Source organism: Bacillus sp. AR8-1 (genome assembly GCF_008042345.1).
GTDB classification, from domain to species: domain Bacteria; phylum Bacillota; class Bacilli; order Bacillales; family Bacillaceae_G; genus Bacillus_A; species Bacillus_A cereus.
Genome location: NZ_QNUB01000019.1, coordinates 126,864 through 144,189 on the forward strand (window position 1 = coordinate 126,864; position 17,326 = coordinate 144,189).

The following is a 17,326-nucleotide window of genomic DNA, read 5'->3' on the forward strand; positions in this document are numbered from 1 at the left end:
ATTATTAGCCTTAACCAATCGGGTATTTACGGGCAGCCCGACCCCCACCTAACTTCCTTGCCCCAATCGAACTTTGAGGTAGGAATTTTACTTCCCGGCAAATAGCGGGATAAAACTACGCTCTTGTAAGTACTTCACGATTTGTTCTGCACATTCTTCAATAGAATATTTGTGCGTTTCTACAATTAATTCTGCTTGCTCTGGCTCTTCATAAGGCGAATCAATACCTGTGAAATCCTTAATATCACCTTTTCTTGCCTTTTTATAAAGCCCTTTCGGATCACGTTTCTCACACTCTTCAATCGGACACTTCACAAAAATTTCAATAAATTCATCTGCCGCTAATAAATCTCTTACTTGTTTGCGGTCTACTCGAAATGGTGAAATAAATGCTGTAAGGACAACTGTTCCTTGATCTACAAATAACTTTGCCACTTCGCCAATACGTCTTATATTTTCCATGCGATCACTTTCAGAAAATCCTAAGTCTTTATTTAAACCGTGGCGAATGTTATCCCCATCCAGCACATAATTTCCAATATTCTTTTCAAACAGTTTACGAGCGACCGCATTCGCTACTGTAGATTTACCCGAAGCTGATAAACCAGTAAACCAAATTACAAAACTGTGATGTCCATTCTTCAATCTTCTCTCATCTTTTGAAACCGAAGCTGTATGCCAAGTAATATTCGTATCCATCTCGTTCTCTCCCTATTCTGTTACTACTTCTTTTTTTAAACCTTTAATTAGCACTTCTACTACTTCTTTACGACTAAATGTACTTGGCGGAATCTCACCGTTTCTTAATAATTCTCTTACTTTCGTACCTGATAAAATAACATGATCTTCTTTTCCGTGCGGACATGTTTTTGTTGAAGCCATCGCTTCACATTTCGTGCAGTAAAAACTATGTTCAAAGAATAGTGGTGTAATGCCTAACTCTTCTATCGTAAAATTCGTGAAGATTTCTTGCGCTTCGTATGTTCCGTAATAATCTCCTACTCCGGCATGATCACGTCCTACAATAAAGTGGGTACATCCAAAATTCTTTCTTACTAACGCATGAAATATCGCTTCTCTTGGTCCTGCGTAACGCATTGCAGCAGGAAATACACTTAAAAAGACACGATTTTTCGGATAATAGTTTTGAAGGAGTACTTCATAGCTTTCCATTCTTACATCAGCAGGAATATCATCCGATTTCGTTTCTCCAACGAGTGGATTTAAAAAGAGACCATCTACAATTTCAAGAGCAGATTTTTGAATATACTCATGGGCACGATGTACCGGGTTTCTCGTTTGAAATCCGACTACTGTTTTCCACCCACGTTTTTTAAATTCTTCTCTCGTTTCAATTGGGTCTAAATGATAAGAAGGAAATTGATTATTTTCAAAGCGTTTTGTTAGAATAATAGTTCCTCCAACGTAAACGTTTGGTCGTTCATATAATTTTTTCACTCCTGGATGAGCCTCATCCGTTGTTTTATATACAAGTAACGCTTCTTTTTCTTTATCTGGTACGAAAATATCTTCTATTTTAATAGCACCATATATATTTCCATTGTTGACAAGCTTTACTTCCTCTCCGGTCTTCAGGCTTTCTGCGACTTCTTCTGTTACCGGTAATGTAATTGGTATACTCCACACACTACCATTTGCTAAACGAAGCGTTTCTACGACTGAATCATAATCTTCCTTCCCCAAAAAACCAGTAAGCGGGCTATATCCACCTGTCGCCAATAGTTCTAAATCACTTAAAGCAATGTTGTCTAATTTAATTTCTTTTTCAATTTGTGATATATCATATGTCTCATCTATACGGTTTACTAATTCGTTTACTGTGCTCATTTTCTATATCCCCTCTTAGCTTTATTTCAAGATTCATCTTATTGATAATGAAGACCACATTCGGTTTTCACTTTCCCAGCCCATCTACCATCTCTTGAATCGCCACCATCCCCTACAGGTAAAGTACATTTCTCACACCCAATACTTGGATAGCCAACATCATGCAACGGGTTATACGGCAAGCTATGTTTGTATACATATCGCCAAACTTCTTTCCACGTCCAATGAATGAGTGGACAAACTTTAATAGATTGAAAACGATGATCTTGATTTATAAACTTTGTATGCTTACGTGTTTCTGATTGTTCCCTTCTTAAGCCCGATATCCATGCTTTTTCCACGACTAATGATTTTTCTAAAGGTAAAATTTTTCTAATCTTACAACAAAGATTCGGATTGCTCTCCCACAGTTTTTCACCATGCAACTTCGCCTGTTCATCAAGTGTAAGTTCTGGCTGCTTTTCTATAATATTCAATGAAGGAAATCGTTCCCTCACTCTTTGAATTAATTCATATGTTTCTTGAAAATGAACATTTGTATCCAAAAATACAACTTTAGCAGATGGATTTACTTGGTTTATAAGGTGCAGCAATACCATACCTTCCACCCCAAAGCTACATGCGTAGACGATTTCATCTTTATACTCTTCATAAGCCCAATTTAATACTGATAACGCGCCTTTTGTTTCATCTTCTTCCGAAAACGAAACAACATTTTCTTCCCACGTTTCATACGTCAACATGTTTTTTCCCCCTGTAAAAGCAAAAAGACGGTTTTAACCTAATGAAAATAGGTTAAAACCGCCTCTAGTTTTTCTAGTCAGCGCTTTTCACTTTAAACGTACTTTTTCACTTTTCTCTAACTGAATTACTTTTCCATCTTGCACAACAATTGTAATTGAGCCATATTTCATATCAGCAAGCATCGCTTCAATCTTCTCGGATACTTCATCAAAATGTTCCCGTACACCCACGCGAACAGCCCCCCTTTTTATTCATAAAAAAAATCTTTCCCATTTCGAAAAGACTGTTCGGTAATATATTTTACCTTATCTTTCAAAATGGATTCCATTTTGCTGGATTTAGCACCTTGCTTTCTATAAGCAGGTTGCCGAGCTTCTTCGGGCCAGTTCCCTCCGCTTCTCTTGATAAGCTTTGTATTTGTATTTTATCACAATTCTGATTTTTTTCAATCCTAGTTTTCCGATATATTTTAATTATTTTATTTTACAAAAAAGGAATTGCCCATCCGAACAACCCCTTTTTCTATTTAAACAAGCTCTTTAATACGTATGCGATCGTTCCCAATAATATTTTCATATGTTTCGCGTTCCACAACTACTTGCGATGTTCCGCCTTTTGCAAAGACAACGGCTGGTCTTCGAATCCGATTGTAATTATTCGCCATCGAGTACCCGTAGGCTCCTGTACAGGAAACTGCTAGTAAATCAGCAGAAGCGACTTTCGGTAAATGAATATCCCAAATCAACATATCTCCGCTCTCACAACATTTCCCCGCAATCGAAACGAGTTCCTCATTCTCATCATTCCCTCGATTCGCTAACATTGCTTCATAACGCGCACTATATAAAGCAGGTCTTAAATTATCTGTCATTCCACCATCGACTGATACATATTTCCGAATACCAGGAATATCTTTCACAGATCCAACTGTATAAATTGTTGTCCCAGCATCACCTACAATGCTACGGCCTGGTTCAATCCATATTTCTGGCAATGGATATTCACATACAGTAAATTGTTCTCTCACTGCACTTGTTACAGCTCGCACATATGTCTCAAGAGTTAACGGTGTATCCGACTCTGTGTAGCGTATTCCAAATCCCCCGCCTACATTTAACACTTTTACTACATAGTTTGTTTGCTCTCTCACTTCTTCTAAAAATTGGCGAAGAACTTCAATCGCTCGAACAAAGCCAGCTGTTTCAAATATTTGCGATCCGATATGTGAATGAATCCCTAGCACATTATAATTGGATTTTTGTAAAGCAAATCCAATTGCCTGCATCGCTTGACCGTTTGAAACGCCAAATCCAAATTTCGAATCATCTTGGCCTGTTGTAATATATTCATGTGTGTGCGCCTCTACTCCAGGCGTTACACGAATTAATATGTTCACAAACTTTCCATGTTGCATCGCTAAATCGTGTAAAACTTCTAATTCAAAGAAATTATCTACGACAAAACAACCGATATTCGCCTGAAGAGCCATCACTATCTCTTCTTCTGTTTTGTTATTTCCATGAAAATGAATACGTGATGCTGGAAATCCTGCTTGGAGCGCAGTATATAATTCTCCTCCAGAAACAACGTCTAATGACATATTCTCTTCACGAGCTACTCGGCACATCTCCATGCACAAGAACGCCTTGCTTGCATATGCTACTTGATAAGAGAAACCACTTTCTTTAAAAGCACGATGAAATGCTCGGCATTTTCCTCGAATAGACTCTTCATCGTATACATAAAGTGGTGTTCCGTATTGCTTTGCTAGCTGCGTCGTATCGCACCCTCCAATTTCTAAGTGTCCTTGCCCATTAATTCGGCTTGTGCCGTGTAAATACATTTAAATTCCTCCCTTATTTCCTCTAAAACTCATAACCCCAATCTTCTATTCATTGCAGCACGCTTTTAGATAGACAAAAAACGCGCGGAACAATGTTCACACGCGTTTCTTATTAGGAAAAATATATATTGAAAAAATAAACGAGTTGTTATCTCCTCAAAATAAGAAACCGCATCAACATCTCCAAATAGCTCTCCATAAAATAAATCTTATGACAGTACTACATTTATTCAATGTAGTCCCAATATATGAATAAGATGGTTATTCTTATATTTCGGCAATAGTCCCTTTCAGCCTATGATCACAGATTCCATGAAATCTCCCATAGCTTACTCTTTCCTATCGCGGCCTCTACCTTTGAGAGTAGATGAGGTAAGTCTATTTAATTTTCAAACATCTAATTGTTGCTATTAACAATACCAAAGGACCATTTTATTTGTCAAACAATTTTTTATATTGTTTTTTTACAGTTTAATTTTGTATCATTTGGTAAGCGCTTTACTGAAATCTTTGTCACTTCCCATTCGCCTTCTTCGTTATTAAATGTAATCGTTACCTTCTCAAATGGGGGAGCAATTTTCCCAGCAACACGTTCATACTTTGTCACTTCAATACTTGCTTGAAATAAATATGTACCGCTATACACTTTTTTTAAACTAATAATTTTAGGGCATTGATACGGTTTCAAACTTCCATATTGTTTTTCAATTGCTTTATTTATTTTTGGAAATAAAACAGAATAAAGTGCATCTTCCATAAGAGGTGCATCATATTGAGCTATTGACACACTCGGTGAGGTAAAAAGTATAACACTACTGCATGCTATAAAATATAATAATTTTCGCATTATAACCTCCGTATTATCACGCGATTCTTTCTACGTACGATAATTATCATACATAGAAATTCTGTTTTATTGTCTCCCACCACTCTTTTTCTACTCGATTATTATAAAAAAGCCCACAACTCTCTTTTATTTTCGTATAATGATACTCATAGTATAATAATCATAATAACAAAGGACTGTTCGTATATATAAAATGAGTCGTTAAGCAAACTGGCTCACAAGAACTGTCATGCTTTTTAGGAGAGGAGTATATTATGCTACAACATCTGTTTCCAAAACTGCGATTTGCACTCGTTGCAGTCGTTTTACTATGGATTAAAACATATATTGTGTACAAGCTAGCATTTGATATTAAAATTGATAATTTCTTTGAAGAATTCATGCTTTTTATTAATCCACTAGCTGCGTTACTTTTATTTTTCGGCTTAGCTTTACTTGCATCTAAGTACCGAAACCGAATTATAATTGGAATCAGTTTTATACTGTCATTTATTTTATTTGGAAACGCAATGTTTTATGGGTTCTATAACGATTTCGTTACTTTCCCGGTTTTATTCCAAACAAACAATATGGCTGATTTAGGGACAAGTATAAAAGAACTCTTTACGTACAAAACATTACTTTTATTTGCAGATGCAATTATTTTAATGTTTATTTCGCGTAAATTCCCATCATTTGGCGACAAAACACCACTTTCCCGCTCAGAGAAGCGAACTTTCTTTAGCGGTGTAACAGCTTTATTAGCACTACAAATTGTTGTATCAGTTATTTATAAACCACAAATGTTCTCGCGCTCATTTGACCGTCAAACCGTCGTAAAGAATTTAGGTTTATACACATATCATCTATTTGATATTACACTTCAATCCAAGTCTTCAGCTGAGCGTGTATTTGCAAGTGGGGATGGATTTTCTGAAATCAAAAACTATACAGACTCAAAAGACAAACAAGTTGATAAAAACTTATTTGGAGCTGCAAAAGGTAAAAATGTAATTTTAATTTCAATGGAATCTACACAAAGCTTTGTTATTAATAAAAAAATAAATGGAAAAGAAATTACCCCATTTTTAAATGAATTTATTAAGGATAGTTTCTATTTCGATAACTTCTATCATCAAACTGGACAAGGCAAAACTTCTGATGCTGAATTTATCGTTGAAAACTCACTTTATCCGCTAGATCGTGGTTCTGTATTCTTTACTCATGCAACAAACGAATACACAGCGACACCAGAACAATTAAAGAAATACGGATATTCTTCTGCCGTCTTCCATTCAAATGATAAAACGTTTTGGAATCGGGATGTAATGTATCCTGCGCTTGGATATGATCGTTACTTTAATTTAAATGATTACGCAGGAACGGAACAAATGTCTGTCGGTTGGGGATTAAAAGATAAACAGTTCTTTGAACAATCTATTCCAAAGTTAAAATCTTTACCGCAACCGTTCTATACAAAATTTATTACATTAACAAATCATTTTCCGTTTCTTCTAAATCCGGAAGACCAATATGTTGATGAATTCAACTCAGAAAGTGGTGTTGTAAACCGCTACTTCCCAACTGTTCGTTACACAGATGAAGCTCTTAAATTATTTATTAAACAATTAAAAGAAGAAGGACTGTATGATAATTCCGTTATTGTCATTTATGGTGATCATTATGGTATTTCCGAAAACCATAACGCAGCTATGGCACAGTTCCTAGGAAAAGATACTATTACACCATTCGATTCTATGCAATTACAACGAGTTCCTCTTATTATTCATGTGCCTGGTCAAGAAGGAAAAGTTGTTTCTAAAGTATCTGGTCAAATTGATATTAAACCAACGCTCCTTCATTTACTTGGTATTAAAACAAATAAATCCGTTGAATTTGGAACTGACTTATTTATTAAAGAAAAAGACCCGCTTATGGTAATGCGTGATGGTAGCTTTGTTTCTGAAGAGTATGTTTATACAAAAAATATGTGCTACAAAAGAAGTACGGGTGAAGAAGCTGATATGACGCTATGTCAGCCGTATATTGAAAAAGCAAAAACAGAATTAAAACTCTCCGATAAATTAATTTATGGAGATTTATTACGTTTCGATCCTAATAATCAATATAAAACTGGAACGATGACAACGAAATTTGAATAGTAAAGGAAGCAACTTTATACAAGTTGCTTCCTCTTTTTATTTTCACTTAATTTTTAAATCATCCTTCTATGAAATCTTTCACAAATTGGTAATTTCTTTCGTATGAGGAATAAATTTATGTTATGATAAAATAAGTAAACTTTCATACACTAATTAAGAATTTATTACAGAAAGCAAGGGATCAGATTTTGTATAGAGCAGCTATTCCAAACTTATTTACGCTCGGAAATTTATATAGCGGATTTTTATCAATCGGCTATGCATCTTTAGGATATTATAAATCAGCTGCTATTTTAGTACTTATCGGGATGATGTTAGATAGTCTTGATGGTCGTGTTGCTCGTTTATTACGTGTTGATTCACAAATGGGAAAAGAGCTCGACTCGCTTGCAGATGTCGTAACATTTGGTGCAGCACCTGCTGTTTTAATGTATTACACATCTTTCTCAAACTACGGAATCATCGGATTATACATAGCGGGATTATTCCCTCTTTTCGGAGCATATCGTTTAGCACGATTTAATGTAACACCATCTTCTACTTCAATGAAATATTTCACTGGAGTACCGATTACAGCAGCGGGAGGGCTTGTTGCTTTCTTAACATTATTTTCACATACCATTCCAAAAATCGTTCTTATTACCGTATTTGTAACGTTCGCATTTTTAATGGTGAGCCGCATTCGTATCCCAAGTTTAAAAGATGTACCAATTCCACGATATAGCATCATTATTACACTATTTTTAGTTGGAATCATTATTACAATGTATCAAACAGGATTTGGCAATTTTTCTGTTTTCTTATTCATTGCCATTCCACTATATATTTTGTACATGTTATCTCAATTCATTAGACAAAGACCGTCTAAAAAAGCGAATAAAGAAAAATAAGAAAACCTTCCGAGTCCGGAAGGTTTCTTTTTATTTTGTGACTAATACCTTTTGATTTACAGGTGTTACTGGCTCTTCGCCGTTTAATACAGCTAAAATATTTCTGACAGCCATTTCAGCCATCGCATCACGAGTTTCAAACGTTGCATTCCCTACGTGTGGAGCAAGTACTACATTCTTTAACTCTTTTAGCTCTTCTGTAATTTTCGGTTCAAATTCAAACACATCAAGAGCTGCCCCTTCAATTTCATTCGTTTTTAATGCATAAGCAAGTGCTGCTTCATTCATAATTGGTCCACGTGAAGCATTTACAATATACGCTGTTTTCTTCATCATTTTAAACTGCTCTTCATCAATCATATGATGTAATTTCGGATTATAAGCACAGTTAATTGTAATAAAATCTGCTGTTTGTAATAATTTTTCCAACGTCACATACGTTGCTCCCAGTTCACTTTCAGCTTCAAACTTACGATTTGGCCCTGTATATAAAACATCCATTCCAAATACTTTCGCACGTTTTGCAACAGCCTTCCCGATTTCTCCAAGACCAATAATTCCGATTGTCTTACCGTGGACTTCTCGTCCTAAGAAAAATAACGGTGCCCATCCGTTAAATCCAGTCGTACGACATAACGTATCCCCTTCAGGAATTCTACGCGCCGCTGCTAAAAGAAGTGCAAATGTTAATTCTGCAGTCGCTTCCGTTGATACTTTCGGTGTATTCGTTACTGCAATTCCTTTTTCACCCGCATACGTGTAATCAATATTGTCGTAACCAGCACCATAGTTTGCAACAATCTTTAAATGAGGCGCTGCATCAATAACTTCTTTTGGCACCTTTGTCGAAAGTAAACTTAACAATGCATCTTTATCTTTTACAAGCTCTGTTAATTCATCTATAGAAATTAACTCCTCTTTATCATACATTTCTACATCATGATCTTTTAATAGTTCTAATCCAATTTCCGGAATTTTTCCCGCTACTAATATTTTTGCCACTACTAACACCTCTTCTATAGAAAATAAGATATCTCTTATATTTCATTGTAAGAAATCCACATATAAAAACCAAGGAATTTGATTATAGTTTTGAAAATCGACACTTTTCCATGAAAAAAGAGGAGATGCAACTCTCCCCTCTTCTTACGCTTTTTCCTGCGATTCTTTTCCGAGCTTCACATCAATAGTTCCTTCTGCAACCGTATCGCTAATTTGCTCCTCAATAACCGATTGAGATGCAGCATTCGTTTCAGAAGTATAAGCTTGTTGCTGTGCAACTTGTACATTTTGTTTATTTTGTTGTTTCGCCATTTCTTACCCTCCTTTTCATTCTTTCTTATTTTGAACAAAAAGGGTGGTTTTCATCAAAAAATTGCGTTTCATTTTGAATTTGTTACTTCTTCTTCAAGCGACCTCATTACTCTTGCTCGCTTCGTAAATGTTGCAATCTGAGTAACACCGTGCGCTCGTAATGTTTGTACATTCTCTTGTACATAGTTCCCTAAATCATTTGGATAATGGGCATCCGAAGAAATCGTAATTGGAACACCATACTTAGCTAATACTTGTAAATATAGTGGACTTGGGCACATTTCACGAACAGGATAACGATAGTACAATCCTGCATTTATTTCTGTTGCCGTATTCATTTCTACTAACGCACAGGCAATTTCCTTATAATAAGAAAGCTGTTCATTCTCATCCAATCGATAATTAAATACCTTTATATTATCTAGATGAGCGATAATATCAAATAACTCGGTACGAATCGCACTCTCAACTGTTTTAAAAAACGTATCGTATAATGCGCGTAGGTCATGCACCTCAAAATATTCTTTCGTATCTGGATTATCAAATCCCCAGCCATTTAGAAAATGAACGGAACCAATTACATAATCAAAGTCTCCTAGCGCTAATAATTCTTTTAACTCTCCTTCACAACCAATAAAATAATCCGCTTCAATTCCAAGTTTAAGTTTGACACCTCTTTTACTCCAGCGTTCTTTCGCCTCTTCAATTGCCTTTGTAAAATCATACAGTGAAACTACCCTTACTTGATCTAACCATTCTTTTTGTATACGACCGAGCTTAGAATCACTAATATCTACATATTTTTCATAATATCCTTTTGCTTCATGAAAACGATATAGATGATCAACAATTCCCACTTCTTTTATTCCTTTTCGCACAGCTTCTTCTAAATATAGATCTATCCATTCTGTTGTAAATGGCCCTTCCTTCACACGTTTTTGCAAACGCTCTTGTGTTTTCATAAGCCAATCCATAGAATGCCTTTCTTGAAGCGGTTCATAACATTCCAACGCTTCATTTATTTTAGCAAGCCATCCTATTGAATACGGTCCTTCTTCTAAGTGAAGATGATAATCTACTTTCATATACATTCCCCCTTATAATGTATCTATTTCCCTTCTATCCCCAACTCTCGAAAGCTTTCCATTTCGTTCTTTCACCTCTCGCATGACATCTTCCAATGCGATATTTTTTTCAGCTAATAAAACGAAACAGTGATAAAATACATCAACCATTTCTTTCACTACTTCTTCTTTATCATTATTTTTACATGCGATAATTACTTCAGCACACTCTTCACCAATTTTCTTTAAAATTTTATCTTCTCCTTTTGAAAATAAATAATTTGTATACGATTCAGGAAGTGGGTTTTCCCTTCGTTCTTCAATTGTTTTATACAGCAACTTAAAGGCATTTTCCATATGTATCCCCCTATATAATTTGATAGTGAAAACATGTCTTCTCCCCCGTATGACAAGCAGGTCCTACTTGTTTCACATTCACAACAATTGAATCTTGATCACAATCTAAGTATAGAGATTGCACATATTGAACATTCCCTGATGTTTCTCCCTTATTCCATAACGACTGCCTCGAACGAGAGTAAAACCATGTTCTTTTCGTCTCTAACGTTTTTTCATATGCTTCTTCATTCATATAAGCTAGCATTAAAACTTCTTTCGTACCTTCTTCGATGACAATTGCCGGTATTAATCCTTTTGAAAAATTAGGTTTCATAACCGCACCTCAACATTTGCATCTCTTAATTTTCGCTTTACACTCTGCACTGTCGCCTCACCATAATGAAAGATGGATGCCGCTAATGCTGCATCAACTGTTGTCTTTTGAAAAACTTCTATAATGTGATCCGTATGACCACAGCCTCCTGATGCGATGACTGGAATGGAAACACTTTTTGAAATTTCTTCTGTTAAACGAAGATCATATCCACTTTTCGTTCCATCTGCATCCATACTCGTTAACAAAATTTCACCCGCCCCGAGCTTAACAACACGATTCGCCCATTCTATGGCATCCATTCCTGTGTCAACTCTTCCGCCGTTGACGTATACGTTCCATTTATCTTCTGCTACTTTTCTAGCGTCAATTGCCACGACAATACATTGTGATCCAAAGTGTTCTGCGCCCTCTTCGATTAGCTTCGGATTTCGCACTGCCGCTGAGTTTATTGAAACTTTGTCTGCTCCAGCTCTTAGTAAATTGTACATATCTTTCACACTTGAAATCCCCCCGCCAACCGTAAGAGGAATAAATACTTTAGCTGCTGTTTTTTCTACAACATCTATAATCGTTTTTCTTCCTTCATGAGTCGCTGTAATATCTAAAAATACGATTTCATCTGCCCCTGCCACGTTATATGCTTCAGCTATTTCAACCGGATCACCGACATCTTGTAATCCTATAAAATTTACCCCCTTTACGACTCGCCCTTCTTTCACATCTAGACATGGAATAATTCGTTTCGCTAACATAACTTCGTTACCTGTAACACTTCTTCTAAATCAATCGTTTTCTCGTAAAGCGCCTTTCCAATTATGACACCATATATATTCATATCATTTAACTTTTTCACATCTTGAATAGATGCCACTCCTCCAGAGGCAATGAGACGAATGCCCACACTTTTTTGAAGTAACGCCAATTGTTCAAAATTTGGCCCTGCAAGCGTCCCGTCTTTCGAAATGTCTGTAAACACAATCGTTTGAACATCTAAACTTTCCATTTGTTTCGCTAAACTAATATAAGAAATTTCAGACAGATCAAGCCAACCTCTCGTTGCTACGAAACCATTTTTCGCATCAATTCCAACAATGATTTTCTCTTTATATAGACGAACTGCTTCCTCTAAAAATGACTTATCATAAAGAGCTGCTGTTCCTAAAATCACTTTTTCTACACCTACTGACAATAACTTCTCCACCGCTACAAGTGAACGAATTCCTCCTCCCACTTGCACAGGAATACGTACCGCCTTGCAGATTTTTTCAATGACGGGCAAATTTAACGACTCGCCAGCAATTGCACCGTCTAAATCAACAATGTGTAGTATTTCCGCTCCAAGCTTTTCAAATATGATTGCCTGCGCTACCGGATCTTCATTCATCACCGTTTCTTTACTAAACTCTCCTTGATAAAGTCTAACGCATCGTCCTTCTTTTAAATCGATAGCTGGGAAGATTTCCATGCTTCTACCACCTCTTGAAAATTTTTTAATATTTGCATGCCAATTTCACCACTTTTTTCTGGATGAAACTGTGCACCAAATACATTTCCTTTCGCTACAAACCCTGGTACTTGCATTCCATAATCACTTACTCCGCATACAATTTCATCTGGACAATCCGCGTAATATGAGTGAACATAATACACGAAAGAACCATCCACTAATCCATTCCAAAGCGGAAATTCTCTTTCCTTCCTTAATTCATTCCATCCCATATGAGGAATTTTATACGAAACTTTTAACTTACGAATTTCCCCTGGTAGTAAACCCAACCCGCTACAATCTTTTAGTTCCTCACTTCGTTCAAATAAAAGCTGCATGCCCAAACATATACCGAGGAGTGGTTTTCCTATATTACAAACCTCTTTTAGTACACACACTAAATCTCTTTCTTCTAATACGTCCATCGCTTTCGGAAATGCACCTACTCCCGGTAAAATCACGCCATCGCTTCTCAATATCTCTTCTTTATCACTCGTTACAATGTACTCTGCCCCAATATATTTTAATGCTTGCTCTACACTGCGAATATTCCCCATTCCATAATCTATAATGGCAATCAATTACAACATCCCTTTCGTTGAATTTACACCAGTAATGTTGGCATTTTTTTCGACCGCTTCTCTAAGCGCTCTACCAAAAGCTTTAAATAATGCTTCAATTTTGTGATGCGTATTACTTCCGTATAGAACGCGCGCATGTAATGTAATATTGGCAGCATGTGCAACTGCTCTAAAAAATTCTTCCGTCAATTCTGTATCAAAATCCCCAAGCTTCGGATTTGTTAATTCCCCTTGAAATACACAATATGAGCGTCCACTTATATCAATTGCGACAAATCCTAAAGATTCATCCATCGGTACATACGCAGAACCGTAACGATTAATTCCCTCTTTGTTTTGCAATGCTTCTTTCAAGCAATTTCCGAGTACAATTCCAACATCTTCAACGGTGTGATGTGCATCGACAAATGCATCCCCTTCTGCTTCAACTTGCAATCCAAATCTTCCATGTCTAGCAAATAAAGTAAGCATATGATCGAAAAAACCAACCCCTGTTTGAATAGATACATTTGTACTTTCATCAAGCTGCAAATTTAATTTAATTTTTGTTTCTGTCGTCTCACGTACTTGACTGGACTGACGCATTATTTTTCCTCCTCAAACCTTATTTGGATTGCTCTCGCATGTGCATGTAACCCTTCTTTATTTGCAAGCTCTACAATGTGATGCTGTACATTTTTTAATGCTTCCTCCGTATAAGAAATAAAACTTGATTTTTTCACGAAATCATCGACTGATAACGGAGAAAAAAATCTTGCCGTTCCGCTCGTTGGTAATACATGATTCGGTCCCGCTAAATAATCCCCGAGCGGTTCAGGTGCATATGACCCAAGGAAAATAGAACCTGCATGTTTCACATAATCTAGAGCATTCATCGGTTCTTTTATATGTAACTCTAAATGTTCTGGAGCAATTTCATTTGATAACTTTAGTGCCTCCTCTAAAGAAGGAACGATAAAGATGGCTCCATTTCTATTTATTGATTCACGTGCAATTTCACTTCTTGGTAACATTTCTAACTGTCTTTCTATCTCTTTTTCTACTTCTTTAGCTAGTTCCATATTCGTTGTAATACAAATCGCCGTTGCTCTCTCATCATGCTCTGCTTGCGATAATAAATCCGCTGCGATATATTTTGCATTACCTGTTTCATCCGCGACAACTACAATTTCTGATGGACCAGCAATCATATCGATATTTACTATTCCGTATACTTCTCGCTTCGCTAGAGCGACATACAAATTTCCCGGTCCAACTATTTTATCCACTTTCGGAATCGATTCCGTCCCGTATGCTAAAGCAGCAATTGCTTGCGCGCCACCTATCGTATAAATTTCATCTACTCCCGCAAGATTTGCAGCAGCTAATATATGCGGATCAATTCCTCCTTTCCTCGGCGGTGTTACCATTACAATCTTTTTCACACCTGCGAGTTTCGCCGGCAATACATTCATTAATACTGAAGAAGGATATGAGGCTGTCCCACCCGGTACATATACACCTACATTTTCTAACGGCCGAATGAGTTGTCCTCTAATTATGCCTTTACTTTCACAATCGAATATTGAGTGCTTCTTTTGCTTTTCGTGATACGAAACAATGTTTTTCTTCGCCTCTTTTAAAGCTTCTAAAAATGAATTCTCTACAAACATACTCGCTTGCTGTATTTCTTCTTCACTTACACGAAAATCTTTCATCTCTACACCATCAAACTTTTTTGTATAGAAAGATAAAGCTTCATCTTTCCCTTCCCTTACATTTCTAATGATTTCTCTTACACTTCTTTGAACAGTTTCTTCTATTATATTAGCGTTTTCTCTTAGCACTTTTACTTTAGATAATGCCTCCTTAAAGTCTTCATAAATGATTTTCATTTTAAGTCCTCCTATTTCCCTGATAAGATTTCTTGCTCCATCATATTTACAATACTGAATATTTCGTCTTTTTTAGTTTTTAAGGCTGCCTTATTTACAATCATCCGAGCCGATATAGAGTGCATTTCCTCAAATACAATAAGTCCATTCTCTTGTAATGTTTTTCCTGTTTCAACAATATCTACAATCGCATCTGCCAATCCAAGAAGAGGAGCGATTTCTACAGAACCTTCTATTTTAATAATTTCTACATCCTCTCCCTTATCATGAAAATAAGTAGAAGTAATATGTGGGTATTTCGTAGCAATTCTTTTCTTCCGGTAACTCTTCGGATTATACGTAGGAATAGAAGCAACACAAAACTTACAAATCCCCACTCCTAAATCCAGCATTTCATAAATATCTTTCTCGTTTTCCATTAAAATATCTTTTCCAACGATCCCAATATCAGCTACCCCATGTTCTACATAAGTAGCAACATCAACCGCTTTTACTAAAATAAATGAAACATTTGTATTTTTACTTTGAAATACAAGCTTCCGACCTTTATTTTTGAGATCGGAACAATCAATTCCAATCTGCTCAAAAAGTGGAATGACATGTTTTTCTAACCTTCCTTTCGTTAACGCAATTTGAATGTTACGCATGAAGCCTCTCCTTCTTTCTGGACTACCCATTTCTCATTCCATACATATTCCACTAAATATTCATTCTTTGCCTCAACGACCGTTCCTATTTTATTTTTTCTTGCAAATTGAAAGGTATCGCTTAAATTAGAGAATAGAGATAACCAAGCATTTTTCCCATCCTTTCGAAGTAAATTTCGTAACCTTTCTGCTTCCGCTAATCTATTTAACTCATAATGAATCACAATATCAATTTGATTTCGTTCATATGGTTCTTGCTGCTCTTGCAGCGCCTTCACAATTTGATTTACTTGTACCGCGAGTCCAACAGCTGGCAGCATTTCTCCAAAATTCCCAATTAGCTCATCGTATCTTCCGCCACTAACGATTTCTTCTCCAATTTCATATATATATCCTTTGAAAATAACACCCGTATAGTAATCTAAGTGTTGAATCATGCCCAAATCAATTGATATGTAAGAACCATATCCTAACGTTTTAATTGTTTCATACATTTCTTTTACTCTTGCAATTGCCATTTTCATTTCATTACTTGAAGCAAGCTTTTCTGCCTCCTCAATAACTTCTAAATTTCCAAATAGCCTTGGTAATTTCTCAAGTAATCTTACTGTCTCATCGCATCGATCTAATTTCTTTTCTCCGATAAAATTTGAGAGGGCAGCATAATTTTTACTTTCTATATACGTTCTAAGTACTCTTTCTTCTTCATCATGGATGGAGAGTTTTTTTACAATACATTTATATAACTGTACTTGCCCAATCTCAATTGTAAAAGATTGCACCTTCAACTTTTGAAGTGCTTGAATGACACTTATTACACATTCAATTTCAGCTCTTACATTATCAATCCCGATAACTTCAATACCACTTTGTACGATTTCATTATATTTTCCAGAATGGGATTCATTCGCTCGAAATACATTCCCGCTATACGTCACTTTAAGTGGCGTATCCCATCTCTGTGTTCCAATCACTCTTGCTAAAGGAATTGTCATATCTGGACGTAAAACGATAATCCTTCCCTTTTCATCAAAAAATTTATACATCTTCTCTTCATCTATCGGTCTATTTTGAAATGCAAAAACATCATAAAATTCAATTGTAGGTGTTCTTATTTCCTCATAACCTCTCTCTAAAAAAGTAAGCCTTAATTTTTGCTCCACTTCTTCAATTAACGTACATTCTTCGAATAAATAATCTCTCGTTCCATTCGGGTTCGCCCGTTTCCATTTTGTCATCTAAATTTTCACACCTTTCCCCTTCTAATGTATGCCTATTTCATTCACCTAAGCCGAAAATAAAAAGAGCCTTGTAGACAAAATACCTACAAGGCTCTTCAGTAGAGTGTAGGTACAACGGGAATAACCCTTG

Annotated in this window: 20 protein-coding genes and 2 riboswitches; of the genes, 2 read left to right on the forward strand and 18 right to left on the reverse strand. The window is 36.1% G+C overall.

The features are described 5' to 3' along the window. Window positions 1–87: 87 nt before the first annotated feature. The 6 genes from cysC to DN400_RS15735 form a co-directional block, all read right to left on the reverse strand. Window positions 88–699, reverse strand: a complete 612-nt coding sequence (gene cysC, locus DN400_RS15710) for an adenylyl-sulfate kinase (RefSeq protein WP_016513100.1) — start codon at window positions 697–699, stop codon at window positions 88–90. Window positions 700–711: 12 nt separating this feature from the next. Further along, the gene (gene sat, locus DN400_RS15715; protein WP_064531921.1) at window positions 712–1,848 is read right to left on the reverse strand and encodes a sulfate adenylyltransferase; all 1,137 of its coding nucleotides are present in this window, start codon (window positions 1,846–1,848) and stop codon (window positions 712–714) included. Window positions 1,849–1,886: 38 nt separating this feature from the next. Next, window positions 1,887–2,591 (reverse strand): phosphoadenylyl-sulfate reductase, encoded by a 705-nt coding sequence (locus DN400_RS15720; RefSeq protein WP_000959018.1) that lies wholly within the window; start codon window positions 2,589–2,591, stop codon window positions 1,887–1,889. 87 nt (window positions 2,592–2,678) lie between these two features. Next, window positions 2,679–2,822 (reverse strand): YezD family protein, encoded by a 144-nt coding sequence (locus DN400_RS15725; protein WP_000538896.1) that lies wholly within the window; start codon window positions 2,820–2,822, stop codon window positions 2,679–2,681. Window positions 2,823–2,894: 72 nt separating this feature from the next. Next, window positions 2,895–3,003: riboswitch (SAM riboswitch) on the reverse strand. A gap of 115 nt (window positions 3,004–3,118) precedes the next feature. Further along, complete coding sequence (gene lysA / locus DN400_RS15730; protein WP_000280643.1) at window positions 3,119–4,435, reverse strand: diaminopimelate decarboxylase; 1,317 nt, start codon at window positions 4,433–4,435, stop codon at window positions 3,119–3,121. Window positions 4,436–4,615: 180 nt separating this feature from the next. Next, window positions 4,616–4,797: riboswitch (Lysine riboswitch) on the reverse strand. An 89-nt stretch (window positions 4,798–4,886) separates the two neighbouring features. Continuing rightward, on the reverse strand, window positions 4,887–5,282 hold the full coding sequence (locus DN400_RS15735) for a DUF3888 domain-containing protein (RefSeq protein ID WP_001228820.1): 396 nt from the start codon (window positions 5,280–5,282) through the stop codon (window positions 4,887–4,889). A 254-nt stretch (window positions 5,283–5,536) separates the two neighbouring features. On the opposite strand from DN400_RS15735, the gene DN400_RS15740 reads away from it, so the two are divergent. Together DN400_RS15740 and pssA are read left to right on the forward strand one after the other, a co-directional pair. Continuing rightward, the gene (locus DN400_RS15740; protein ID WP_000939088.1) at window positions 5,537–7,423 is read left to right on the forward strand and encodes an LTA synthase family protein; all 1,887 of its coding nucleotides are present in this window, start codon (window positions 5,537–5,539) and stop codon (window positions 7,421–7,423) included. Between the two features lie 188 nt (window positions 7,424–7,611). Beyond that, complete coding sequence (pssA, locus tag DN400_RS15745) at window positions 7,612–8,313, forward strand: CDP-diacylglycerol--serine O-phosphatidyltransferase (protein WP_000285417.1); 702 nt, start codon at window positions 7,612–7,614, stop codon at window positions 8,311–8,313. Window positions 8,314–8,343: 30 nt separating this feature from the next. Here the strand turns inward: pssA and DN400_RS15750 are convergent, their stop codons facing one another. The 12 genes from DN400_RS15750 to DN400_RS15805 form a co-directional block, all read right to left on the reverse strand. After that, window positions 8,344–9,315 carry an NAD(P)-dependent oxidoreductase gene (locus DN400_RS15750; protein WP_147801741.1) on the reverse strand — a complete coding sequence of 324 codons (972 nt, stop codon included), beginning with the start codon at window positions 9,313–9,315 and terminating at the stop codon, window positions 8,344–8,346. Window positions 9,316–9,459: 144 nt separating this feature from the next. Then, window positions 9,460–9,627, reverse strand: a complete 168-nt coding sequence (locus tag DN400_RS15755) for a DUF4025 domain-containing protein (protein ID WP_001118893.1) — start codon at window positions 9,625–9,627, stop codon at window positions 9,460–9,462. A gap of 68 nt (window positions 9,628–9,695) precedes the next feature. Beyond that, the gene (locus DN400_RS15760) at window positions 9,696–10,712 is read right to left on the reverse strand and encodes a histidinol phosphate phosphatase domain-containing protein (RefSeq protein WP_065228510.1); all 1,017 of its coding nucleotides are present in this window, start codon (window positions 10,710–10,712) and stop codon (window positions 9,696–9,698) included. 12 nt (window positions 10,713–10,724) lie between these two features. Beyond that, window positions 10,725–11,048, reverse strand: coding sequence for a phosphoribosyl-ATP diphosphatase (hisE, locus tag DN400_RS15765; RefSeq protein ID WP_098907600.1), 324 nt, complete (start codon window positions 11,046–11,048; stop codon window positions 10,725–10,727). Between the two features lie 10 nt (window positions 11,049–11,058). Beyond that, window positions 11,059–11,364 (reverse strand): phosphoribosyl-AMP cyclohydrolase, encoded by a 306-nt coding sequence (gene hisI, locus DN400_RS15770; RefSeq protein WP_000803964.1) that lies wholly within the window; start codon window positions 11,362–11,364, stop codon window positions 11,059–11,061. After that, window positions 11,361–12,119, reverse strand: a complete 759-nt coding sequence (gene hisF, locus DN400_RS15775; protein ID WP_000880113.1) for an imidazoleglycerol phosphate synthase cyclase subunit — start codon at window positions 12,117–12,119, stop codon at window positions 11,361–11,363. The genes hisI and hisF overlap by 4 nt, the downstream gene beginning before the upstream one ends. Continuing rightward, entirely contained in the window at window positions 12,113–12,832 is a 720-nt protein-coding gene (hisA, locus tag DN400_RS15780; protein ID WP_000402295.1) for a 1-(5-phosphoribosyl)-5-[(5-phosphoribosylamino)methylideneamino]imidazole-4-carboxamide isomerase, read from the reverse strand. Before hisA ends, hisF begins: the two co-directional genes overlap by 7 nt. Next, window positions 12,805–13,434: an imidazole glycerol phosphate synthase subunit HisH gene (gene hisH / locus DN400_RS15785; RefSeq protein WP_000560355.1), complete on the reverse strand. Its 630-nt coding sequence runs from the start codon at window positions 13,432–13,434 to the stop codon at window positions 12,805–12,807. The genes hisA and hisH overlap by 28 nt, the downstream gene beginning before the upstream one ends. Further along, window positions 13,435–14,019, reverse strand: coding sequence for an imidazoleglycerol-phosphate dehydratase HisB (gene hisB, locus DN400_RS15790; RefSeq protein WP_001249954.1), 585 nt, complete (start codon window positions 14,017–14,019; stop codon window positions 13,435–13,437). Next, window positions 14,019–15,308, reverse strand: a complete 1,290-nt coding sequence (gene hisD, locus DN400_RS15795; protein ID WP_065228507.1) for a histidinol dehydrogenase — start codon at window positions 15,306–15,308, stop codon at window positions 14,019–14,021. Before hisD ends, hisB begins: the two co-directional genes overlap by 1 nt. Before the next feature lie 11 nt (window positions 15,309–15,319). Beyond that, on the reverse strand, window positions 15,320–15,955 hold the full coding sequence (gene hisG / locus DN400_RS15800; protein WP_001244467.1) for an ATP phosphoribosyltransferase: 636 nt from the start codon (window positions 15,953–15,955) through the stop codon (window positions 15,320–15,322). Beyond that, the gene (locus DN400_RS15805) at window positions 15,931–17,193 is read right to left on the reverse strand and encodes an ATP phosphoribosyltransferase regulatory subunit (RefSeq protein ID WP_147801742.1); all 1,263 of its coding nucleotides are present in this window, start codon (window positions 17,191–17,193) and stop codon (window positions 15,931–15,933) included. The genes hisG and DN400_RS15805 overlap by 25 nt, the downstream gene beginning before the upstream one ends. Window positions 17,194–17,326 lie beyond the last annotated feature (133 nt).